This window comes from Paeniglutamicibacter sp. ZC-3, from assembly GCF_025847175.2.
Taxonomy (GTDB): domain Bacteria; phylum Actinomycetota; class Actinomycetes; order Actinomycetales; family Micrococcaceae; genus Paeniglutamicibacter; species Paeniglutamicibacter sulfureus.
The window spans coordinates 1-20,852 of the sequence record NZ_JAOYTG010000002.1 but is presented as its reverse complement, the minus strand read 5'-3'; the positions used below and the strand labels follow the sequence as shown (position 1 = coordinate 20,852).

Sequence of the window (20,852 nt, the reverse complement as noted above, 5' to 3'; positions counted from 1 at the left end):
AAGGAGCACGCAGTGAGCACCCAAACCACCGCGAACGAGACGTTCAACGATTCGCACGTCCTGGACCCCGCCGCCACGACCGTCTCGCAGGAATCCATCAGCAAGGAAATCACCGACATCCACGCGGCCTACCGCCAGTCGGTCGTGGACGGGAAGAAGGCCGAGACGCAGCCGCGCATCGACTTCGCCCCCTACCGTTCCTCGCTGCTGCGCCACCCCACCAAGAATCTGCACCACGCGGACCCCGAGACCATCGAGCTGCACTCCCCCGCCTTCGGCGAGCGCGACGTGCACGCCCTGGAATCGGATTTGACCATCCAGCACAACGGCGAGCCCATCGGCGAGCGCATCGTGGTCGCGGGCCGCGTGCTCGATGGAGACGGTCGCCCGGTCGCCGGCCAGCTGGTGGAAATCTGGCAGGCCAACGCCGCCGGACGCTACATCCACAAGCGCGACCAGCACCCCGCCCCGATCGATCCGAACTTCACCGGCGTGGGCCGCGCGATCACCGGACCCTACGGCGAATACTCCTTCACCGCCATCAAGCCGGCACCATACCCGTGGAAGAACCACCACAACGCCTGGCGCCCGGCGCACATCCACTTCTCGCTCTTCGGCACCGACTTCACCCAGCGCATGATCACCCAGATGTACTTCCCGGGCGATCCGCTGTTCAGCCTGGACCCGATCTACCAGGCCATCACGGACAAGGACGCCCGCGACCGCCTGGTCGCCACCTACGACCACTCGATCACCTCCCACGAATGGGCCACGGGCTACAACTGGGACATCGTGCTCACCGGCAGCAACCGGACCTGGATGGAAGACGAAGAGGGAGATCACTAACATGGCACAGTCACCAAACACCCAGGCCCCCGCGCTCAAGCTCGCCGCCACGCCGGGCCAGACCATCGGCCCGTTCTACGGCTACGCGCTGCCCTTCGAGAAGGACAACGAGCTGGTCAACCAGGCCCACCCTGCTTCGGTGCGCCTGCACGGCGTGGTCACCGACGGTGCCGGCACCGTGATCCCCGACGCCCTGCTGGAAATCTGGCAGGCCGATGAGCACGGCAACATCGTCTCCAAGGACGGCTCGCTGGTGCGCGACGGCTACACCTTCACCGGCTGGGGCCGCACCGCCGTGGACAACGTCGGGCACTACACCTTCACCACGCTGAACCCCGGGGCCACCGAGGCCGGCAAGGCACCGTTCATCATGCTCACGGTGTTCGCCCGCGGCCTGCTCAACCGCCTGTTCACCCGCATCTACCTGCCGGAGGACACAGCGGCACTGGCCAGCGATCCGCTGCTCTCCTCGCTGGACGACGCACAGCGCAAGACGCTGATCGCCACCCGCGAGGAGGACGGTTCGCTGCGCTTCGACATTTCGCTCCAGGGCGAGGACGAAACGGTGTTCCTCTCCTACCCGCGCGAGAGCTAGCCAACGCCGCATCCCGCATGTGACCCCCGTGCGCCACGGAACTCGCCGATCCCCTCCCAAACCGGGATGATGGAAAAGGCGGGTTCCCGCGCTGCGGGGGTTTTGTGGGGTTCACGCCCCCACCGCCTGCAACACCCCCCGAACCACAGACCCACAGGAGAAGCACCGCCCATGTACCCGGCCGATTACGGATTGTTGACCCCGGCATGGGCGGCGACGCCCGTGGCGCAAACCGCCTCGGACGCCGCCTTCGCCCAGGGAATGCTCGATGTCGAGGCCGCCTGGGTCAAGGTCCAGGCCGAAGCCGGGCTGTGCAGCTCCGCGGATGCGCAGGCCGTGGAGCAGATCGCCAAGGTCGAACTCTACGACCTGGCCGCACTCGCCTCCGCGGGCCCGGACGGCGCCAACGCGCTGATCCCGCTGCTGGGCATGATGCGCAAGCAACTCGCTGACACGGGGGCACCGGCCACCGCCGCGACCGCCCTGCACCGCGGGGCCACCAGCCAGGACATCATCGATTCCGCCCTGATGCTCGTTGCCTCCCGCTCCATCGCGGCCATCCGCACCGACCTGCTCACCGCAGCCGGCGCCCTGTCCGAGATCAGTGCGGCCCATGCCTCGACGCTGTGCGTGGCGCGCTCGCTCACCCAACATGCACTGCCCACGGTCTTCGGGCTGCGCGCCGCCAATTGGCTTTCATCCCTCACCGCCGCCGGGCGCCAACTGGACGCCGTCGCCGCCTCCCTGCCGCTGCAATGGGGCGGTGCCGTGGGCACCCTGGCCTCGCTGCACCAGCGCCTGGGTTCCGCGCTGCCGTACAAGTCCGAAAAGCGCCTGGCCGAACGCGCCCACGAGCTCACCGCCGCGCTGGCGGCAGAACTCGGCCTGGTCGCACCGATCGCCCCGTGGCACACCGTGCGCCAGCCCGTGCTGGGGCTCGGCTCCGCGCTGGGATCCGTCATCGCCGCCGCGGGCACCTTCGGCGCCGACGTGCTCACCGCCTCGCGCCCGGAAATCGGCGAGCTGTCCGAACCGCGCGAGGCGGGCAAGGGCGGGTCCTCGGCCATGCCGCAAAAGCAGAACCCCGTGCACTCGGTGCTGCTGCGCAACGCGGCACTCTCCGCCCCCGCCCACGTTGCCGCGCTCTACACCGCCGCCGGCACGGCGGTGGACGAACGCCCCGACGGCGGCTGGCACGCCGAGTGGGCTTCGGTGCGCGAGCTAGTCCGCCTGGCCGGGGGCGCCGCGCACCATGCGGCAGTCCTGGCCACCGGGCTGGGCGTGCACCCCGAGGCCATGTCGCGGAACATGGCCCTGTCCGGGGACCTGCTGGTTTCCGAACGCATCGCCACCGTCGCAGCACCCCTGGTTGCGGGCGGCAAGGCCGCGGTGCAGGAACTGGTCCTTGATTCCCTGCGCACCGGCACCCCGTTGCGTACCCTGTTGCAGGGGGCGCTGCCCTCGGACATGGACAACCAGTTGTTCCTCGATGACCTGCTGGACCCGGCCGGCTACCTGGGTTCGGCCACCGATTTCATTACCCGTATCCGCGAAGACTTCACAGATTGGAAGGACTCATGAGCATTCCCGCCCTGACCCCGTCCCTGCTGCATTCGGCAGCCGACCTCCCCACCCTGGTGCTGGGCCCCTCGCTGGGCACCGGCTCGCTGGCCCTGTGGGGACCGGCCGTGCCGTTCCTCAAGGAGCACTTCCAGCTGGTGGCCTGGGATCTGCCCGGCCACGGCGAATCCGCTCCCTCCACCGAGGAATTCTCCATGGCCGAGCTGGCCGCCGGTGTCATCAAGATGATCGAGGCATTGGAGACCGACAAGGCCATCACCGCGTCGGCCCCGCTGTACTACGCCGGCGTTTCCGTGGGCGGGGCCATTGCCCTGCAGTTGGCCAACGACTTCCCCGGTGCCTTCGCCGGGCTCTCGGTCATCTGCTCCGCGGCCAAGATCGGCACCCCGGAGGGCTGGACGGAACGCGCCGAGCTCGTGGCCAAGGCCGGCACCCCGGTGGTTCTCTCCGGTTCGGCCGAGCGCTGGTTCGCCCCCGGCTTCATCGAGGCCAACCCGGTGGTGTCCACCGACCTTTTGCACAACCTGCAGGATGCGGACCGCTTCGCCTACGCGCACGTCTGCGGCGCCCTGGCCGGCTTCGACCTGCGCGAGGCGCTTCCCTCCATGCAGGACCCGATCCTGGCCATCGCCGGTGCCCACGATGTCGTCTGCCCGCCGGCCGACGCGCAGTTCATCGCCGAGCACGCACCCAACGCCCAGGCTGCCACCATCGACACCGTCGCGCACCTGGCCCCGGCCGAGGACCCGAAGGCGACCGCCGCACTGTTGGTCGAGTTCTTTGCTTCCGTCACACAGGAGACCAAGGCATGACCGATTCTTCCCGCCTGCCGGGCGACACCTACGACGCCGGGCTCGAGGTCCGCAAGCAGGTCCTGGGCACCGAACACGTCGAGCGCGCCACGGCCAACTCGACCAACTTCACCGACGAGTTCCAGGAAATGATCACCCGCTACGCCTGGGGCACCATCTGGACCCGCGACGGGCTTCCGCGCACCACACGCAGCGCCATCACGCTGACCGCGCTGATCGCCGGCGGCTACTGGGAAGAACTGGAAATGCACGTGCACGCCGCATTGCGCAACGGCATGACCCCGGACGAGATCAAGGAAGTCTTCCTGCAGTCGGCCATCTACTGCTCGGTACCTGCGGCCAACACCGCTTTCAAGATCGGCAAGGCAGTCCTTGCCGAATATGAGGCGCAGGACGCCAAATAGGCTTCCTGCCACACACAAAACGCCGGGCCCCTAACGATTCAGCTGAATCGTCAGGGGCCCGGCGTTTGTGGTTCATGTCCGGGCGTCCGCAGGCCGTCGGTGACAACTGCTAGGGGTTGGGGCTCTCGGCGCCGTGCGGGAGCACCACGTCGTCCGCGGAGCGTCCCGCGAACGGAAAAAGGACAAGGAGCAGGCCCAGGCCCACCGCCGCACCAATCAGCTGCGCCACGATGAAGCCGGGGGTCGATGCGGGGGCGATGCCGGCAAACGTGTCGCTGAAGATACGTCCCACGGTCACAGCCGGGTTCGCGAACGATGTCGAGGAGGTGAACCAGTACGCCGCCCCGATGTAGGCACCAACCGCCGGCGCGGCCAACACGCCCCTGTTGGTGGCGGCCAGTGCGAAGATCAGCAGGACGAGCCCGGCGGTGGCAACCACCTCGGCCAGCAAATGCCCCGGGGTGGCCCGGTCCTTGGTGGAAATTGAGGTGCCCACCTCGAACATGGCGTTCGCCAAGACGCTGCCGCCGATGCCACCCACCGTCTGCGCCACCACGTAGGTTCCAAGCTCGGGCACGCTCAGCCCGGTGCCGCTGCGCCTGCCCAGGATCGAGTCGACCAGGGAAACCACGGGATTAAAGTGTGCGCCGCTGACCGGTCCCAACACGAGGATCAACACCGTCAGGCCCAGCACGGTTGCGGTGCTGTTCTGGAGCAGCTGCAGGCCGATGTCGTTCGGGGAAAGCTGCTGGGCGGCAATCCCCGAACCGACGACGATGGCCACAAGCAAGCCGGTTCCAAGCACTTCGGCGATGGCGCGGCGCCACAATGGCGGCTGGTGTGAAGTCATGGAAATCAGCTTGACAGAATAATTTATCTCAGTCAAAGTTGAACCAATGAATATTGAGCTAACGGATTCCCTGAGGGAGCGTGCCGCAAGGCATGCCGCCCTCGCGGATCCTGCGCGACTGCGCATCGTGGACATGCTGACCCTGGGCGACCTTTCCCCCAAGGAGCTGCAGGCCGAGCTCGGAATGCCCTCGAACCTGCTTTCCCACCACCTGCGCGCGTTGGAAGGGGCCGGCCTCATCATGCGCCAACGCTCCGAGGCCGACAAGCGCCGTAGCTATTTCCGGCTGGCCACCGGCGCACTGGACGGGCTGGTCCCGGGCACCGAGCATGGTGCCCACCGCATCCTGTTTGTCTGCACGCGCAACAGCGCCCGTTCGCAACTTGCGACCGCGCTTTGGCGGCAAGTCAGCGAAATTCCGGCGACTTCGGCCGGGACGCATCCGGCGGACCGCATTGCCCAAGGCGCCACCGAGGTTGCCCTTCGCCATGGCCTGGAGCTTACGGGCCTCGCGCCCCGAAGCTTGGAGCAGGTAGCCCGCGACGGGGACTTCATCGTGACGGTGTGCGACAACGCCCACGAGGAACTGACCGAGCTGGACGGCATCCATTGGTCCGTGCCCGATCCCCTGCGCCTGGACACCGGCGCCGCCTTCGAAGACGCCTACCTCGATATCGCCCGCCGCGTCCAAGGCCTCGCACCCCGGCTGCACGCCGCGTAGACGAGCCGACGAATGCGTGAACCCCATCCGTTCCGACACCCACACGACCCCACACAGGAGACACCCGTGAGCACTGAAACCACCAAGAAGCCATCCGTCCTCTTCGTCTGCGTGCACAACGCGGGCCGCTCCCAGATGGCCGCCGCGTTCCTCACCACGCTTTCCCGCGGCGCCATCGAGGTCCGTTCGGCGGGCTCGCAGCCCGCGGACGCGGTCAACCCGGCTGCCGTCGAGGCCATGGCCGAACTCGGCATCGACATGTCCGCCGAGATCCCCAAGGTCCTCACGACCGAAGCCGTCAAGGAATCCGACGTCGTCATCACCATGGGTTGCGGCGACGAGTGCCCGTATTTCCCCGGCAAGCGCTACGAGGACTGGGTCCTCGAGGACCCCGCCGGCCAGGGCGTCGTCGCAGTCCGTCCGATCCGCGACGAAATCAAGACCCGAATCGAGGGCCTCATCGAGTCCCTCGCTCCAGCCGCCGCCTAATACACCCCGGATCCAAGAGACCACGCCGTGAGCGGACCAGGCAAAACACCGATAGTGCTGTTCGCCTGCAGCAAGCGCGGACTCAAATCCCGGCTCGCCGCGGCACTCAACATCCAATGGTTGGAGGCGCCGGGTTGCCGAGGTGAAAACACCTTGCATTAAAGTGCGTTCCGACTTTCGGGAAGTAATGTTCCGGATCCGCGGTTGTGATGGGGGACAGTCATTATTCCTTGAAGGGACTCCCCCATGACCATTCTCGTCACCGGCGCCACCGGCAAGCTCGGCCGCCTCGTTGTTGAAGCGCTCCTGGAGCGAAGCGTTCCCGCGGAACAGATTGTGGCAGGGGGCAGGAACCTTTCGAGGCTCGCCGACCTCGCCCAACTCGGGGTCCAGGTCCGCGCCATGGACTACTCCGACCCCGCATCGCTGCGCGAGGCATTCACCGGTGTCGAGAAATTGCTGCTGGTATCCGGCAGTGAGCCGGGTCCGCGCGTGGCCCAGCACCTCGACGTCATCGAGACCGCCAAGGAGGCAGGTGTCCAGCTGCTGGCCTACACCAGCATCCCCAACGCCGACACCACCACCATGGCCCTGGCCGAGGACCACCAGGCAACCGAGCGGGCACTGCGCGATTCCGGGATCCCCTACGTCCTGTTGCGCAACGGCTGGTACCTGGAAAACTACACCGACCAGCTGGAAGGATACCTGCAGCATGGCTCGGTCTTCGGCAGCGCGGGCGAAGGCCGGCTCAACGGCGCCAGCCGGGCCGATCTGGCCCAGGCCGCCGCGGCGGTGCTTCTCGCGGACGACCAGGCGGGCATGGTCTACGAGCTGGGCGGCGAAGAATCCTTCACCCTTGACGATCTGGCCCGCGAGGTCAGCACCGCCACGGGCCAGACAGTGACCTACCAGGACCTGCCGGAGGAGGATTTCTCGCGCTTGCTCGTGGGCGCCGGGGTGCCCGAGTCCTTTGCGCGGATCCTGGCCGACAGCGACAGCGGCATCGCCCGCGGCGAGCTGCTCGTCGAGGGCAACGCCCTGAGCTCCCTGATCGGCAGGCCCGCAACGACGCTGGCCCAGGCCGTTCGCTCCGCCGCCGGCGAATTGGCCACCCAACAGGCCTAACCGCCGGGGGGGGCAGTGGTCCGCGGCGAGCGGCCGGCAGGGGTATCCGCCACGGAATGCCCTGCCGCCCGTTCATGGACTTGTCCGTCTTTCGGTTCGTTCGGCGGCGCGACCGGGGCGGCATCTTCCGAGTTCGCGTCGGTGCACCGCGGCCGTGTCTGCACCGTACCCGCCCCGGGGCTTCTAGACTGGGGCCATGCGCATAGCCGTCCTCGATGACTACCAAGACGTTGCCTCTTCCCTCGCCGACTGGGATTCGCTTCCCGGCGAGGTCGTTTTCTTCACCGCGTTCCTGGGGCACGACGATTCCGCGGTCGCCGCCGCGCTGCGGGACTTCGACGTCATCGTGGCCATGCGCGAACGCACCCCCTTCACCGCGGAGCGGCTGCGCCGGCTCCCGTCGTTGCGGCTGCTGGTCACCACGGGCATGCGCAATGCCTCGATCGACCTGGACGCGGCGAGTGACTTGGGCATCACCGTGTGCGGCACCGCCGGCAGCCCTGCGGCGGCTACCGAACACACCTGGGCGCTGATCATGGCGGCGGCCCGCCGCCTGGATGTCGAGTTGTTCTCCGCCGCACGCCCGGCGGCACCCGACCAACCGTGGCAGCAGACCCTGGGCACCGAGCTGTCGGGAAAGACCCTCGGGGTCTACGGCCTGGGCAAGCTGGGAAGCCAGGTCGCCCGCATCGGCCAGGCTTTCGGAATGCGGGTCATCGCCCACAGCCAAAACCTCACCGCCGAACGCGCCACGGAGGTCGGGGTCGAGCTGGTCGGCGAGGATGAGCTCTTTGCGCGCAGCGACGTGCTCACCATCCACCTCAAGCTCTCCGAGCGTTCCACCGGCGTGGTGGGAGCGCGGCAGCTGGCGCTGATGAAGCACGGCTCGATCCTGGTCAACACCTCGCGCAGCGCCATCATCGACGAGGATGCCCTGGTGGCTGCATTGGAATTCGGCGCCCCGGCGCTGGCCGCCATCGACGTATTCGACATCGAGCCCCTGCCCGCCAACCACCGCCTGGCCCATACCCCCGGGGTGATCGCCACCCCGCACCTGGGCTACGTGACCGAGGACCAGTTCAGGATCTTTTACACCGGCGCGGTCAAGGACATTGCCGCGTGGGCGGCGGGGACGCCGGTCAACCTGCTGGGCTGAGCCCGGGCGGTGCCCCGGGAATCCTCAGGACTCCAGCACCTCGGCGCCCAGCAGGGCCTCCTGGACGGCGGCCGTGCGGTTCCGCAGCGCCTGCGCCACCGCGGCGACCGCGGGCTGGCGCAGCGAGTCCGGGCGCAGCACCATCCAGTACGGCAGCCGTTCGGCGAAGTCCCCGGGCAACAGCCGCACCAGATCCGGGTGGCGGTCGGCCATGTAGCAGGGCAGGAAGCCGATCCCGGCCCCGGCACGCGTGGCCTCGACGTGGACGAAGACGTTGGTGGAGCTGAGCGCATCCGACATCCCGGGAACCAGCCGGCGCGGGGCATCCAGGTCATCGACCTGCAGCATCGAGTCGACGAAGTACACCAGCCCGTGTGCGCCCAGTTCGGCCACACCGGAGGGCGTGCCGAATTCATCCAGGTAGCGGCGCGAAGCGTACATCCCCAGCGTGTAGTCGCCGAGCCGGATCGCCTCCGCCCGGTGCACTTGCGGCTCGCCGACCACCACCTCCAGGTCCAGCCCGGAGCGGTGCTGCAGCGCCCGGCGGGTGACGTTGACGATCTCCACGCTGAGCTTCGGGTGCTTTCGGCGCAGCTGGGCCACGGCCGGGGCAATGATGAACGCGCTGAATCCGTCGGTGGCGGAAATGCGCACCACGCCGGCGATCTTGTCCGCGTCTTCATCGCCCGCCACGATGGTGGCCACCGCGGTTTCCACGTCCTCCGCCGCCCGCACTGCCCTTCGGCCCAGGTCCGTCAGCTCCCACCCGCCCACGGTGCGCGCCAGCGTTCGGCCCCCAAGGGCCTTTTCCAGGGCGGCGATCCGGCGCGAGACGGTGGTGTGGTTCAGGCCCAGGCTTTCGGCCGCGGTCGTGAAGCGCCCGGTGCGCGCCACGGCGAGCAGGATCAGCAGGTCATCGGGGTTGGCGGCGGTGCCGCCGGTCGACGGGGAATTCATATCTGCAATTCTGCACCCGATCTCTGCCTAAGTGGTCATTGTTGCAGAGTCGGGTTCGTGTCCATACTGGGTGGAGTCTTCCTGTGCGATGGGTCACAGGACCACCCGCAACGCCGAGGTCGACGTAGACACCGGCAGAACAAAGGAGTGCGCCGATGAGCGTCAACCAGCCAACGGATGCAGGCACGAAAGAGGACTCGGGGCTGAGAAAGATCGTCGCCGCCTCGATGGTGGGCACGGTGGTGGAGTGGTACGAGTTCTTCCTCTACGCCACCGCGGCCTCCCTTGTCTTCGGCAAGTTCTTCTTCCCCAACGCCGACAGCGAGCTGGACGGCATCATTGCGGCATTCCTGACCTACGCGGTGGGGTTCATCGCCCGGCCGCTGGGCGGCATCGTGTTCGGCCAGATCGGCGACAAGCTCGGGCGCAAGCACACGTTGCAGGTCACCATCATCATGGTCGGCGTCGCCACCTTCCTCATGGGCTGCCTGCCTGGCTTCAACTCCATCGGCTACTGGGCGCCGGCGCTGCTGGTGATCCTGCGCTTCGTCCAGGGCTTCGCCGTGGGCGGCGAATGGGGCGGTGCCGTCCTGCTGGTGGCCGAGCACAGCCCGAACAAGTCGCGTGCGTTCTGGTCCAGCTGGCCGCAGGCCGCCGTTCCGGTGGGCAACCTGCTGGCCACTCTGGTGCTGCTGGGCATGAGCTGGATCCTTCCGTCCGACCAGTTCCTTTCCTGGGGCTGGCGCGTGGCCTTCTGGCTGTCCGCGGTCATCGTCGTCATCGGCTACTACATCCGCACCCACGTGTCCGAGGCGCCGATCTTCCTCGAGGCCCGCGCCCAGGTGGAAGCCGACAAGGCAGCCAGCTACGGCGTGCTTGAAGTTGTGAAGAAGTACCCCAAGGGCATCTTCGGGGCCATGGGCCTGCGCTTTGCCGAGAACATCCTCTACTACATCATCGTCTCCTTCACCATCGTGTACCTGAAGACAGTGCACGCCTATGACACGAGCCAGCTGCTGCTGGCCCTGCTGGTCGCCCACGTCATCCACTTCCTGGTGATCCCGCAGGTCGGACGGCTCTCCGACGCCTTCGGGCGCAAGCCGGTCTACCTGGCCGGAGCGGTGCTCGGGGCCACCTGGGCGTTCTTCGCCTTCCCGATGTTCGACACCCGCAACCCGGTCGTCATCATCCTGGCCGTCACCATCGGACTGTGCTTCCACGCGCTGATGTACGCCGGGCAGCCGGCCATCATGGCCGAGATGTTCCCGACCCGCATGCGCTACTCCGGGGTTTCCCTGGGCTACCAGGTCACCTCGATCGTGGCCGGCTCGATGGCGCCGATCATCGCGACCGCCTTGCTCAAGGACTTCGGCTCCTGGCTGCCGGTGGCCATCTACGTCGCGGCGGCCTGCGCCGTCACCGCCGTCGCGGTGGTGACCCTGAAGGAAACCCGTGGCGCCTCGCTCCACGACATCGACGACGCCGATGCCCGCAAGCACGGGCTGAACACCGCCCGGGTCAACGGCTAAGCGCCCCCGCGCCCCGCACCCACCACGTTCTACCCAAGGGAAAACACATGACGAACCAGGAAACCGAACGGACGACCACGTCCGCCCTGCAGCCGCTCTCGGGAAGGCGGGCGCTGGTCACCGGCGGCGCCAGCGGGATCGGCCTGGCCGCGGCGCGCACGCTGGCCGCCCGCGGCGCCCACGTCGTCGTCGCTGACAAGGACGCGGCGGGAGCCAGGACGGTGGCCGCGGAAGTCGGCGGCACCGCCTGGGCGGTGGATTTGCTCGACCCGGCCGCCGTCACCGACGAAAAACTGGCGCAGGCGCTGGACGGGGTGGACATCCTGGTCAACAACGCCGGGATCCAGCACGTCAGCCCGATCCAGGACTTCGACCCGGCGGACTTCCGCCGGATCATGACCCTCATGGTGGAGGTCCCGTTCCTGTTGATCCGCGCGGCGCTGCCCAAGATGTACGAGCAGGGATTCGGACGGATCATCAACGTCTCCTCCGTGCACGGGTTGCGCGCCTCCCCGTTCAAGTCCGCCTACGTGACGGCCAAGCACGGGCTCGAGGGCCTGTCCAAGGTCACCGCGCTGGAGGGCGGGGAGTTCGGGGTGACCAGCAATTGCGTCAACCCCGGCTACGTGCGGACCCCGCTGGTGGAGAAGCAGCTGGCGGACCAGGCCCGCGTCCATTCCATCCCCGAGGCCGAGGTGCTGGCCAAGATCATGCTGACCGAGAGCGCCATCAAGCGCCTGGTCGAACCGGAGGAAGTGGCATCGCTGGTGGCCTGGCTGGCCGGTGACGAGGCATCGATGGTCACCGGCGCCAGCTACACCATGGACGGCGGCTGGTCGGCCCGTTAGCTTTCACCGTCTCCCGGTGGTCGTGCGCCGTGTGCTGCCGGAAACGGCGCACGGGTCGGCTTGCCGCAGCGTTCTACACGGTCCGTGGGGCACGAGCCAGGTTTGTCTCCAGCTCTGCCGCATTCTGCCGCACCACGTAGGCGGGGCGGTCGCGCTCCACCCGCCAGCTCTCGGAGAGCGGGCCGATATCCACCGTGTCAAAGCCGAACTCGTCGTAGAGCTCGGCCACGAGTGCCGAGGCGTCTGCTTGGTCGCTGGCAGTGGCCAGCGCCCGGCGGTTTTCGGTCCCTTCCGGGGTTCCGGTCGTGGTGATTTCTGCTGCGAGAATATGGTTGAAACCCTTGGCCACCCGCGAGTCCCGCAGGTGCTCCTGGACCATGCCCGAGGTCGCGGCCTCCCCGCGATCCAGGGCCTCGATGTGGCCGTCGCGCTCCCAGTAGTAGTTGATGGTGTCGATCACGACCTTGCCGGCCAGCGATTCCGCCGAAATCCGGTCCAAGTTCCCCAACGGGATGGTGAGCACGGCAAAGTCCGCCGCGGTCCCCGCTTCCGAGGCCGTCGCGGCACGCGCCCGGGGTCCCAGTTCGGCCACCAGGTCCGCGAGGGTTTCGGGGCCTCGCGAGTTGCTGATGACCACGTCGTAACCCAATTGCACGGCCTTGCGTGCGATCTGGGAGCCAATGTTTCCTGCACCGATGATGCCGATGGTTGTCATGTGGATCACAACAACTTCACGGCCATCGGCATTCCATGCGGACCGGCGGGGCCCGGTCAAGCCCGTGTCGGGCGGGGCGGTGCCGGCGTTTCAGCCGTTGGGCAGGCCTATCTGCCCAAAGAGCGAGAGCCGGATCCTGCGCGCCTCGCCCATGTGCCGGCGCATGGCCTCCTGCGCCTCGGCGCCATCGCGGTTCCGGATGAGCCGCACCATCTCGGCATGCTCGTCCAGGGAATCCGCCCACCTGGCGCCGACCGACAGGGTCGAGGAGGGCGCGTGGATCTGGTGGGTCGACAGGCGGTCCAGCAGGTCCTTCAGGATCGGGTTGTGCGCCGCCGTCCAGAGTGCGGAGTGGAACTCGATGTTGGTGCGCAGACGCGTCTGGTCATCCGGATCCGGCAATGCCCTGTCCCGATCAACCAGGCCCTCAAGGCGGATCAAGTCCATCTCGGTCCGCGTGGCGGCTGCTTCCAGGGCGGCCTGCCCCTCCAGCAAGATCCTCAGGTCGTAGACCTGCATGAGCTGCTCGGGGTCGATGTTGCGCACCTGGAGCCCGCGGACCCCGCGTTCGAGCAACCCCTCCTGCTGGAGCCGGCCCAGCGCCTCGCGCACCGGGGTGCGCGAGACGCCGAAGCGGCCTGCCAGGGCAACTTCCTTGAACGCGGTGCCCGGGGCGTGGGAGCCGTGCAGTATTTCGGCACGCAGTTCGGCATGGATCGTCTCCGAATCCACCTTTGCCACCATCTCAACCCACCTCCGCCCCGCGTAAAAGGGGCTCCGTCGTAATTTCTTGCCTAGGCCAGCGTACCGGCACGGCGACCGAACACGACGCCGGCCGCAAGCCCTGAACCGCCCGGGTAGTTGGCGGAGAAGAGCCCGCCGAGCATTTCGCCGCAGACATACAGTCCGTCGATGTGCTCGCCGTCCTCGTTCAGCACCCGTCCGTGGGTGTCGGACTTCAGGCCGCCGAAGGTGAAGGTGATGCCACAGGTGACCGGGTAGGCATAGAACGGGCCGGTCTCCAGGGGCATGGCCCAGTTGCTCTTCGGCGGGGCCACCTTGGCCGCGCGGCCATCGAGCACGTTCGGGTCGTAGGCGATCGAGGTGTCGATGGAGTCGTTGAACTCGCTGACGGTCTTGGACAGCGCCGCGGCGTCCACGCCCAGCTTGTCGGCCAGTTCCTCGATGGTGTCGGCGATGACCTCGGAGATGCCGGGCATCTCGTATTCCTCGGCCCGCAGCATTGGGCGCAGCGAGGCATCGAAGACCTGGTAGGCAACGGAATCCGGCTGCTGCAAGATGACCCGTCCGTACTTGGCGTAGGTGAGGTTGCGGAAGTCGGCGCCCTCGTCCAGGAAGCGCTCGCCGCGGTTGTTCACGATGATGCCCAGCGGGTAGCTCTGGCGGGTCAGCCGGTTGGTCAGCTCGCGGTTGGATTCGTTGATGGCGGGGTCTGCATCCCACTGCACGGAGTGGCAGGTTCCCCAGTCCCCGCCCTTGGCCGCGCCGGCGGCCAGGCCGGCAGTAATCATCTCGCCGTGGTTGAAGGCGGTGCCGCGGATCCTGGCGTTCTCCCAGCCTTCGCCCAGGTGCTTGCGTCGCAGTTCAGGGTTCGATTCGAAGCCGCCGGCACCCAGGACCACCGATTCGGCGCGCAGCTCCTGCACGCTGCCGTCCTCGGCGCGGACCTTGACGCCCTTGACGGCGCCGTCCTCGATGATCAGGTCGAAGACGTCCTGCCCGTAGCGGACCTCGGTGCCGAGCTTGGCCGCGACGGCGACGTGGTCGTGCATCAGGCCCTCTCCGCCGCCGACGTTTCCGACATGCAGACCGCCCCAGAAGAGGTAGCTGCCGTCCTCGCGCTCGTAGGCCTGGCGCTCGTACATCAGGCGGTACTTCAGGCCCAGGCTCTGGAGCCAGCGCAAGCCCGGTGCGGCCTCGTTGACCAAAACCTCGGTCAGCTCCGGGTCGTTGCGTCCCTCGGTGACCTTCTTGAGATCGGCCGCATAATCGGCTGCGGAGTACGGCGGGACCTCGCTGACGGCGTGGCGTTCGTCGGCTTCGATGAAGTCACTCAGGTCCTCGATGCCGTTGTGGGCGATGCGGGTGGCACCGGCGGTGTAGTAGCTGTTGCCGCCAAAGAGCTCGCGCGGTGCCTTCTCGAGCAGCAGCACCTTGCGCCCGCGCTCCCTCGCGGCGTGCGCCGCGGTGAAGGCCGCGTTGCCGCCGCCAACGACAATGACGTCTGCCGCGAGTTCGTTGCCTGCTTCGTTTTCCATGCTGCCCATGATCGAGCCTCCCTGTCTTCGGCCCCCGTCCGGAACCTTCTGGATACGAGTGTATACACAAATATACACAGAGCGCCAGAGGGTGTCGTTCCTTGGTCGGTGAAGCGGGGCTTGGCGCGGCTACCGGCCGGTCCAGCGGTAGCGGTGTTCCGGGCGGCCGGGCGCGCCGTACTTGGGCCGCAATTCCGCCAGCCCGCGCCCGGCCATCATTTCCAGGTACCGCCGCGCACTCACCCGGGAAATTCCGCAGGTCTCGGAGATCTCGGCGGCGGACATGTCGCCGGTCCCGCCCGCGCCAGTCGCAGCGCGCAGCGCCTGGCCCACCAGCTCGACGGTTGGCCGGGAAAATCCCTTGGGCAGCGGCGCGTCATGTGCCGCAGCAGCCGGCACGGCCTGTCCGTCGCCGCGCCGCTCCGGCACCCCGGCCCGCAGCATCGAATCGATGTCCTCCTGGGCCAGGGACGGTTCGGCCTGCGCCGCCTCCACTGACCGCGAAGCCCTGAAAGCCTCGAGCCGGCGGTTGAAATCGGTCACGGTGAAGGGCTTGACCAGGTAGTCGTCGATGCCGCGGCCAACGGCGAAGCGCACGGTGTCGCGCTCGCTGGCAGCGGTGATCATGATGACGCCGGTGTCGTGCCCGCTGCCGCGCAGATCCTCCAGCACCTGGAGGCCGTCCATGTCCGGCAGGTTCACATCCAGCAATACCAGGTCGACGTGCTCCGCCTCGAGAAACGCCAGGACAGGTCCGCCGCGCTCCAGCACGCCGGCCACCTCGAACCCTTCGAGCGCTGCCACGTAGCGGGAATGAAGGCGTGCGATATCCGGATCGTCGTCGACAACCAAGGTCCTGATCATGCCGGTTCCTCCGTTTGGCTTCCCGGCGCCGTCCCCGGCGCCACCCCATTCCACTCGACCGCGAACAAGGCCCCTCCCAGTTCCCCGGTATCCACCGACACCGAACCGGCACGGCGCCGGATCACCCGGTCCACCAGGGCCAGTCCGATGCCGCGCCCGGTGTCGGCCTTGCTGCTCACCCCGCGGCGAAAGATCTGATCCACCTCGCCCGGGTCAATGCCCGGTCCGCTGTCCTCCACCCATATGCCCAGGCGCCCGGGCCCGGCCTTCACCAGCAGCCGCACCGTTCCCCCGTCACCGGCGGCCTCGATCGCGTTGCCCAGCAAGTTCCCGACCACCGTCAGGACGTCCTCGTCCGCACGCCAGCCCGGTTCGATGCGGGATTCCGGATCCACCAGCAGCCTCACCCCGGCTTCGCGCGCACCTGCCGCATTGGCGCCGACGAGCCCGGAGAGCGCCGGATCCTTCAGGATCCCGGCGTCTGCCCCGAGGGCGGCGCCGCTGATCCGCTGCAGGTACTCGGCGGCCTCCCCCGGCTCGCCAAAGGACAGGTAGCCCGAGAGCACATGCAGCCGGTTCGCGAACTCGTGGGCCTGCGAGCTCAAGGCGTCGGCGAGGCTTCTTTGCCCATGCAATTCGCGCAGCGTTTCCTCCAGCTCGGTGCGGTCCTGCAGCGTCAGCGTCCGGCCCAGCGACTTGCCGTTGGCCAGCGCCTCGCGCCGGGTTGCCACCAGGATGCGCTCCCCCGACAGGACGTATTGCGTTTCCTCGGCCCCCGGGTCTTCGCTGCCGAGCTGGGCGCTGACAGTGGGATCGAGCACCTCGGAGGCCAATTTCCCCACGACCTCCCCCGTCAGCCCGAGCAGGCGCCGCGCCTCGTCGTTGACCAAGGTCAGCCGCCCCGCGGAATCCACGCCGACGACGCCGTCATGCACGCTGAACAGCAATGCCTGTTGGGACTGCAGCAGGCCCGCCACGGCTTCTGGCTCGACGCCGTAGATCCGCCTGCGGACTACCCGTGCGACCACTGCCGAGGCAACGGTTCCCAAGGCCGCCGCGCCCAGGATCCAGGGAGCCACCTCAGCCACGATTTCCAGCAGTTCCCCGCGAATCTCACTCTGCAAGATGCCCACCGACACGGTTCCGACAATTTTCCCGTTGAAACGCACCGGCTCCTTCGCCCGAAGCGTCACGCCCTGCGGCCCCATCTCGGTGCCCCGGAAGGACTGCCCCTCCCGGACCGCGTCATGATCCGAGGACACCGGCTCCCCGATGAGTTCCGGTTCCGGGTGCGCCACCCGGATGCCCGCCAGATCCGCCACTGTCACATATTGGACCCCGGAAACCGATGTCGCGAGCTCGGCAATCGGCGCGATCACCTCGGTGGCCCTGGGGCCATCCAGGCTTTCCCGCACCGACTCGTTGGCGGCCATCTGGAGAGCCACGGTGTGGACCCGGTCAAAGGCGACTTCCTGGGTTCGGTGGTCCTCGAAGACCAGGATCACGACGGACACGGCGCTCATCAACCCCAGCACGATTCCCAGCTGCATGGCCAAGAGCTGTGCCCGGCGGCGGTGTCTAGACAGGGATCGCACTGTGCTTCGGGCCTCTTTCACTTTTCGTTGACTTTGTTTTCTTTACTGTTCTTATGAACTAAAGCACATTTTCGCTGTGCTTCAGATCACTTCTCTGGCACCTTTGTGGTCGAGGGACCCGCCAATGACACCCGGTCCACCACCCATGAGATTACGGATGAAAATGAGCAAGAGCATAATCAAGAAGACGCTGTACGGCACCGTCGTCGCTGTCGTGGCGGGTCTGGCACTGGTCAATGCGGCCGCAAGCGGAGGCGAGGCGACCGCGCGTTCGAAACTCGTCCTCATGGCCCCGGCGGCTCCCGGCGGTGGCTGGGACGGGTTCGCCCGCGAGTCACAGCAGGCCCTGAAGTCAGGTGGCGTGGTGAACAACGCGCAGGTCGTCAATGTGCCAGGTGCCGGCGGAACCATCGGCTTGAGCCAGTTCGTCCAGATGCACGGTCGCCACGACATGTTGATGGTCACCGGCGGCGTCATGGTCGGCGCCATCGAGCTCTCCGACTCCGAGTCCACCTTCGACGACATCGTGCCCATTGCCCGGCTTGCAGATGACTTCGCCGTGTTGGTGGTGCCGGCCAAGTCGGAGTTCAAGACGCTGGATGACTTCGTCAAGCGCTGGAAGGAGAATCCCGGCGGGACCTCGATCTCCGGCGGTTCGTTGGGTTCCATCGACCACCTGCTGACCGGCTTGGTGGCACAGAAGGTCGGCATCGATCCGATCGAGACCAACTACATCGCCTACTCCGGCGGCGGCGAGGCGCTGACCTCGATGCTTTCCGGAACGACCGTCGGCGGAATGTCTGGTTACAACGAGGTAGCCGATCAAATCGAATCCGGCAGCCTGCGCGCCTTGGCAATTTCCTCGGAAGAGCGTCTCCCCGGAGTCGATATCCCCACCTTCAAGGAACAGGGCGTCGACGCCTCGATGGCCAACTGGCGCGGCGTCGCTGCTGCCCCCGGCATCACCGAGGAGCAAAAGCAGGAATTCGTGGACATCGTTTCCGAATATCGCCAGACCGAGCACTGGCAGGGAGCGTTGGAACGCAACAGCTGGACGGACAGCTTCATGACGGGCGACGAATTCGAGGAGTTCATCGACTCGGAGGTCGCAGTGACCAAGGACATCGTGGAAGGACTGGGACTGTGAAATCGATCGACGAATCCTCCGCAACCGTGCGGACGGCAGATGACTACCCGATACGCATCACCGGCTTCTGGTCGGGACGCAGCGAGCTGATCGTCCCGGCATTGGTATTCATCCTCGCCGGCTTCCTCTCCTACGGGACCGCGACCATGCAGGTGATGGGCACCAGCGTTCCGGGCCCGCAGTTCTTCCCCACCATCGTCTGTGTGCTGCTGTTCTCGGTGGCCGCCATCCACACGGTGCAGATCCTGCGCACTCGGCGTTTCCCGCACGAGGACAGCGAAGGGCAGAACCCCGACTTTTCCACGGACATGCTCGGCGATCTGGCCGACACCGAGCGCACATCCATCTATGGCTCAAGCACGCTGCCTTCGGCCACAGGTAAACGCAAGGCCTACTCGGATTGGAAGACGCTCGGAATGGTCATCGGAGCAGTGGCTGCGTTCATTCTGGCGCTGCCCGTCCTGGGCTGGATACTGAGTGCTGCTGGCCTGTTCTGGGTCGTGTGCCGCGCTTTGGGAAGCCGACGTCCATTGTTCGACCTCAGCGTCTCCATCCTTTTTTCCGCGGTCATCCAGCTGGCCTTCAATGCCGGACTCGGCCTCAACCTGCCCTCCGGCTTCCTGGAAGGACTGATCTGACATGGAATCCTTATCCCTGTTGATGGAGGGCTTCTCGCAGGCCCTGACTCCCATGAATCTTTTGTGGGTGCTGATCGGCGCGGTCCTCGGAACCGCCGTGGGCGTGCTGCCCGGACTCGGTTCGGCTATGGCCGTCGCGTTGTTGCTTCCCATTACCTTTTCGCTTGATCCGACCGCGGCATTCATCATGTTCGCCGGGGTCTACTTTGGTGGTCTCTTCGGGGATTCAACCTCCGGGATCCTGCTTAACACGCCAGGCAATTCATCTGCCATCGCCTCCACCTTCGAGGGCCACCGCATGGCACTTGATGGCAGGGCCGCGAAGGCACTGGCCACTGCGGCCATGGGAGCTTTCATCGGTGGCCTCATTGCGACGACGGTAGTCGTATTCTTCGCCCCGGTGCTGGTGAAGATGGCAACGGCATTCGGCCCCGCCGAATACTTCGCCCTGGCGGTCTTCGCCTTCCTTGCGATTTCCTCCGTGGTCTCCGATTCAGTGGTCAAGGGCCTGATGTCCTTGGGACTGGGTCTCGTCCTTGCCCTGGTCGGCGTGGACGGCCCGTCCGGAACTGCCCGCTACACCCTGGGCTTGCCGCAGCTCTTCGACGGCATGTCCATCGTCGTGATCACCGTTGGGCTGCTGGCACTGGGTGAAGTCTTGCATATCGCCTCACGTATCCACCGCGACGAGACGGCCGTCCGGGTTGAATCCAAGGGCCGGCCGCGACTGGAACTGAAAGACATCCGCAGGGCCATGCCTGCATGGTTGCGTGGCACCGCATTCGGCGTTCCCTTCGGCGTTATTCCCGCCGGCGGTTCCGAGGTTCCCACGTTCATGGCCTACGGCCTGGAAAAGAGGCTCGCTGCCCGCAACGGTGACACCGATTTTGGCACCACCGGGTCGATCCGTGGCGTTGCTGCCCCGGAAGCCGCGGCGAATGCCACGGCCGGCACCGCCATGGGCGCCCTGCTCGCCCTCGGCCTTCCCACCTCGGCAACAGCTGCCATCATGTTGGCCGCCTTCCAGCAGTATGGAATGCAGCCGGGCCCGTTGCTGTTCGAACGCAGCGGTCCGATGGTCTGGACGCTGCTCGCGTCGCTGTTCATTGGCTTGGTCGTCCTGCTGATCCTGAACATGCAGTTCGCCGTGCTCTGGGCCAAGCTTCTGCTCATCCCCCGGCACTACCTCTATGCGGGCATTACGGTGCTCTCGGTACTTGGCGTCTACGCGATCAGTTCCTCGATCGTCGACCTGTGGATCTTGCTGGTCATCGGCCTGTTGGGCTTCCTGATGCGCCGCTACAAGTTCCCGCTCGCCCCGGTACTGATCGCGGTGATCCTCGGGCCCCTGGCCGAAACGGAACTGCGCCGCGCGCTGACTGTCTCGGAAGGCGACCTGTCGATCCTCATCGACAGCCCGGTCACCATGGTGCTGTATGGACTGCTGGCCATCACCCTCGTGATCACCGGCATTCAGCACCTCCGCCACAGCAAGGCGGCAAGGAACCAGGCCATGAAATTCGACTCCAACAAGATCGGCGTCTAGGCATTCGGGCTTGCTTGACCCGAACCACCAGCTAAGCTGAGGTTACGTTAAGGAATTGCCTCGGAACCGCATGGTTCCGGGGCAATTCCCCTCTTTTGGCCGAAAACTGTAGCCACTAAAGTTTTCACGAAAAGCCTTCCAATCTCCGCGAGCAG

Annotated in this window: 21 protein-coding genes; 14 read left to right on the top strand and 7 right to left on the bottom strand. The window is 66.7% G+C overall.

Annotation, left to right across the window (positions count from 1 at the left end; genetic code table 11):
• Window positions 1-12 precede the first annotated feature (12 nt).
• The 5 genes from pcaH to pcaC all read left to right on the top strand — a co-directional run bounded on the left by pcaH (window position 13) and on the right by pcaC (window position 4,238).
• Window positions 13-846, top strand: a complete 834-nt coding sequence (pcaH, locus tag OIU93_RS03245; RefSeq protein WP_264268645.1) for a protocatechuate 3,4-dioxygenase subunit beta — start codon at window positions 13-15, stop codon at window positions 844-846.
• A 1-nt stretch (window position 847) separates the two neighbouring features.
• Window positions 848-1,441, top strand: coding sequence for a protocatechuate 3,4-dioxygenase subunit alpha (gene pcaG, locus OIU93_RS03240; RefSeq protein WP_264268644.1), 594 nt, complete (start codon window positions 848-850; stop codon window positions 1,439-1,441).
• A gap of 171 nt (window positions 1,442-1,612) precedes the next feature.
• Window positions 1,613-3,022 carry a lyase family protein gene (locus OIU93_RS03235; RefSeq protein WP_264268643.1) on the top strand — a complete coding sequence of 470 codons (1,410 nt, stop codon included), beginning with the start codon at window positions 1,613-1,615 and terminating at the stop codon, window positions 3,020-3,022.
• Complete coding sequence (locus OIU93_RS03230; protein ID WP_264268642.1) at window positions 3,019-3,834, top strand: alpha/beta fold hydrolase; 816 nt, start codon at window positions 3,019-3,021, stop codon at window positions 3,832-3,834. The genes OIU93_RS03235 and OIU93_RS03230 overlap by 4 nt, the downstream gene beginning before the upstream one ends.
• Window positions 3,831-4,238, top strand: a complete 408-nt coding sequence (pcaC, locus tag OIU93_RS03225; RefSeq protein ID WP_264268641.1) for a 4-carboxymuconolactone decarboxylase — start codon at window positions 3,831-3,833, stop codon at window positions 4,236-4,238. The genes OIU93_RS03230 and pcaC overlap by 4 nt, the downstream gene beginning before the upstream one ends.
• 109 nt (window positions 4,239-4,347) lie before the next feature.
• On the opposite strand, the gene OIU93_RS03220 is transcribed toward pcaC, so the two are convergent.
• Complete coding sequence (locus OIU93_RS03220) at window positions 4,348-5,088, bottom strand: MIP/aquaporin family protein (protein ID WP_264268640.1); 741 nt, start codon at window positions 5,086-5,088, stop codon at window positions 4,348-4,350.
• A 46-nt stretch (window positions 5,089-5,134) separates the two neighbouring features.
• On the opposite strand from OIU93_RS03220, the gene OIU93_RS03215 reads away from it, so the two are divergent.
• From OIU93_RS03215 to OIU93_RS03200, 4 genes are all read left to right on the top strand, one after another.
• Window positions 5,135-5,809 (top strand): metalloregulator ArsR/SmtB family transcription factor, encoded by a 675-nt coding sequence (locus OIU93_RS03215; protein WP_264268639.1) that lies wholly within the window; start codon window positions 5,135-5,137, stop codon window positions 5,807-5,809.
• Window positions 5,810-5,875: 66 nt separating this feature from the next.
• Entirely contained in the window at window positions 5,876-6,298 is a 423-nt protein-coding gene (locus OIU93_RS03210; protein WP_264268638.1) for an arsenate reductase ArsC, read from the top strand.
• Between the two features lie 246 nt (window positions 6,299-6,544).
• On the top strand, window positions 6,545-7,423 hold the full coding sequence (locus OIU93_RS03205) for an SDR family oxidoreductase (protein ID WP_264268637.1): 879 nt from the start codon (window positions 6,545-6,547) through the stop codon (window positions 7,421-7,423).
• A 196-nt stretch (window positions 7,424-7,619) separates the two neighbouring features.
• Window positions 7,620-8,579, top strand: coding sequence for a D-2-hydroxyacid dehydrogenase family protein (locus tag OIU93_RS03200; protein WP_264268636.1), 960 nt, complete (start codon window positions 7,620-7,622; stop codon window positions 8,577-8,579).
• 24 nt (window positions 8,580-8,603) lie between these two features.
• Here OIU93_RS03200 and OIU93_RS03195 read toward each other — a convergent pair whose 3' ends face one another.
• On the bottom strand, window positions 8,604-9,536 hold the full coding sequence (locus OIU93_RS03195; RefSeq protein WP_264268635.1) for a LysR family transcriptional regulator: 933 nt from the start codon (window positions 9,534-9,536) through the stop codon (window positions 8,604-8,606).
• Between the two features lie 155 nt (window positions 9,537-9,691).
• On the opposite strand from OIU93_RS03195, the gene OIU93_RS03190 reads away from it, so the two are divergent.
• A complete protein-coding gene (locus OIU93_RS03190) occupies window positions 9,692-11,065 on the top strand; it encodes an MFS transporter (protein WP_264268634.1) in 1,374 nt (457 codons plus the stop codon).
• Between the two features lie 47 nt (window positions 11,066-11,112).
• Window positions 11,113-11,913, top strand: a complete 801-nt coding sequence (locus OIU93_RS03185; RefSeq protein ID WP_264268633.1) for a 3-hydroxybutyrate dehydrogenase — start codon at window positions 11,113-11,115, stop codon at window positions 11,911-11,913.
• A 73-nt stretch (window positions 11,914-11,986) separates the two neighbouring features.
• Here OIU93_RS03185 and OIU93_RS03180 read toward each other — a convergent pair whose 3' ends face one another.
• The 5 genes from OIU93_RS03180 to OIU93_RS03160 form a co-directional block, all read right to left on the bottom strand.
• Window positions 11,987-12,688: an NADPH-dependent F420 reductase gene (locus OIU93_RS03180; protein ID WP_264268632.1), complete on the bottom strand. Its 702-nt coding sequence runs from the start codon at window positions 12,686-12,688 to the stop codon at window positions 11,987-11,989.
• Window positions 12,689-12,718: 30 nt separating this feature from the next.
• Window positions 12,719-13,372: a GntR family transcriptional regulator gene (locus OIU93_RS03175; RefSeq protein ID WP_264268631.1), complete on the bottom strand. Its 654-nt coding sequence runs from the start codon at window positions 13,370-13,372 to the stop codon at window positions 12,719-12,721.
• A gap of 50 nt (window positions 13,373-13,422) precedes the next feature.
• On the bottom strand, window positions 13,423-14,907 hold the full coding sequence (gene tcuA / locus OIU93_RS03170) for an FAD-dependent tricarballylate dehydrogenase TcuA (protein WP_264268630.1): 1,485 nt from the start codon (window positions 14,905-14,907) through the stop codon (window positions 13,423-13,425).
• Between the two features lie 129 nt (window positions 14,908-15,036).
• Window positions 15,037-15,771, bottom strand: coding sequence for a response regulator (locus tag OIU93_RS03165; protein WP_264268629.1), 735 nt, complete (start codon window positions 15,769-15,771; stop codon window positions 15,037-15,039).
• Window positions 15,768-17,321 carry an ATP-binding protein gene (locus OIU93_RS03160; RefSeq protein ID WP_264268628.1) on the bottom strand — a complete coding sequence of 518 codons (1,554 nt, stop codon included), beginning with the start codon at window positions 17,319-17,321 and terminating at the stop codon, window positions 15,768-15,770. The genes OIU93_RS03165 and OIU93_RS03160 overlap by 4 nt, the downstream gene beginning before the upstream one ends.
• A 208-nt stretch (window positions 17,322-17,529) precedes the next feature.
• On the opposite strand from OIU93_RS03160, the gene OIU93_RS03155 reads away from it, so the two are divergent.
• The 3 genes from OIU93_RS03155 to OIU93_RS03145 are packed head-to-tail and all read left to right on the top strand — an operon-like array spanning window position 17,530 to window position 20,697.
• Window positions 17,530-18,513 carry a tripartite tricarboxylate transporter substrate binding protein gene (locus OIU93_RS03155; RefSeq protein WP_264268627.1) on the top strand — a complete coding sequence of 328 codons (984 nt, stop codon included), beginning with the start codon at window positions 17,530-17,532 and terminating at the stop codon, window positions 18,511-18,513.
• Window positions 18,510-19,151: a tripartite tricarboxylate transporter TctB family protein gene (locus OIU93_RS03150; RefSeq protein ID WP_264268626.1), complete on the top strand. Its 642-nt coding sequence runs from the start codon at window positions 18,510-18,512 to the stop codon at window positions 19,149-19,151. Before OIU93_RS03155 ends, OIU93_RS03150 begins: the two co-directional genes overlap by 4 nt.
• Window position 19,152: 1 nt before the next feature.
• The gene (locus OIU93_RS03145; protein ID WP_264268625.1) at window positions 19,153-20,697 is read left to right on the top strand and encodes a tripartite tricarboxylate transporter permease; all 1,545 of its coding nucleotides are present in this window, start codon (window positions 19,153-19,155) and stop codon (window positions 20,695-20,697) included.
• The last annotated feature ends 155 nt before the right edge of the window (window positions 20,698-20,852 follow it).

Coding starts and splice junctions, on each gene's coding strand:
- pcaG (WP_264268644.1), top strand. CDS start 848: ATGGCACAGTCACCAAACACCCAGGCCCCCGCGCTCAAGCTCGCCGCC.
- OIU93_RS03235 (WP_264268643.1), top strand. CDS start 1,613: ATGTACCCGGCCGATTACGGATTGTTGACCCCGGCATGGGCGGCGACG.
- OIU93_RS03230 (WP_264268642.1), top strand. CDS start 3,019: ATGAGCATTCCCGCCCTGACCCCGTCCCTGCTGCATTCGGCAGCCGAC.
- pcaC (WP_264268641.1), top strand. CDS start 3,831: ATGACCGATTCTTCCCGCCTGCCGGGCGACACCTACGACGCCGGGCTC.
- OIU93_RS03220 (WP_264268640.1), bottom strand. CDS start 5,088: ATGACTTCACACCAGCCGCCATTGTGGCGCCGCGCCATCGCCGAAGTG.
- OIU93_RS03215 (WP_264268639.1), top strand. CDS start 5,135: ATGAATATTGAGCTAACGGATTCCCTGAGGGAGCGTGCCGCAAGGCAT.
- OIU93_RS03205 (WP_264268637.1), top strand. CDS start 6,545: ATGACCATTCTCGTCACCGGCGCCACCGGCAAGCTCGGCCGCCTCGTT.
- OIU93_RS03200 (WP_264268636.1), top strand. CDS start 7,620: ATGCGCATAGCCGTCCTCGATGACTACCAAGACGTTGCCTCTTCCCTC.
- OIU93_RS03195 (WP_264268635.1), bottom strand. CDS start 9,536: ATGAATTCCCCGTCGACCGGCGGCACCGCCGCCAACCCCGATGACCTG.
- OIU93_RS03190 (WP_264268634.1), top strand. CDS start 9,692: ATGAGCGTCAACCAGCCAACGGATGCAGGCACGAAAGAGGACTCGGGG.
- OIU93_RS03185 (WP_264268633.1), top strand. CDS start 11,113: ATGACGAACCAGGAAACCGAACGGACGACCACGTCCGCCCTGCAGCCG.
- OIU93_RS03175 (WP_264268631.1), bottom strand. CDS start 13,372: ATGGTGGCAAAGGTGGATTCGGAGACGATCCATGCCGAACTGCGTGCC.
- tcuA (WP_264268630.1), bottom strand. CDS start 14,907: ATGGAAAACGAAGCAGGCAACGAACTCGCGGCAGACGTCATTGTCGTT.
- OIU93_RS03165 (WP_264268629.1), bottom strand. CDS start 15,771: ATGATCAGGACCTTGGTTGTCGACGACGATCCGGATATCGCACGCCTT.
- OIU93_RS03160 (WP_264268628.1), bottom strand. CDS start 17,321: ATGCAGCTGGGAATCGTGCTGGGGTTGATGAGCGCCGTGTCCGTCGTG.
- OIU93_RS03155 (WP_264268627.1), top strand. CDS start 17,530: ATGAGCAAGAGCATAATCAAGAAGACGCTGTACGGCACCGTCGTCGCT.
- OIU93_RS03145 (WP_264268625.1), top strand. CDS start 19,153: ATGGAATCCTTATCCCTGTTGATGGAGGGCTTCTCGCAGGCCCTGACT.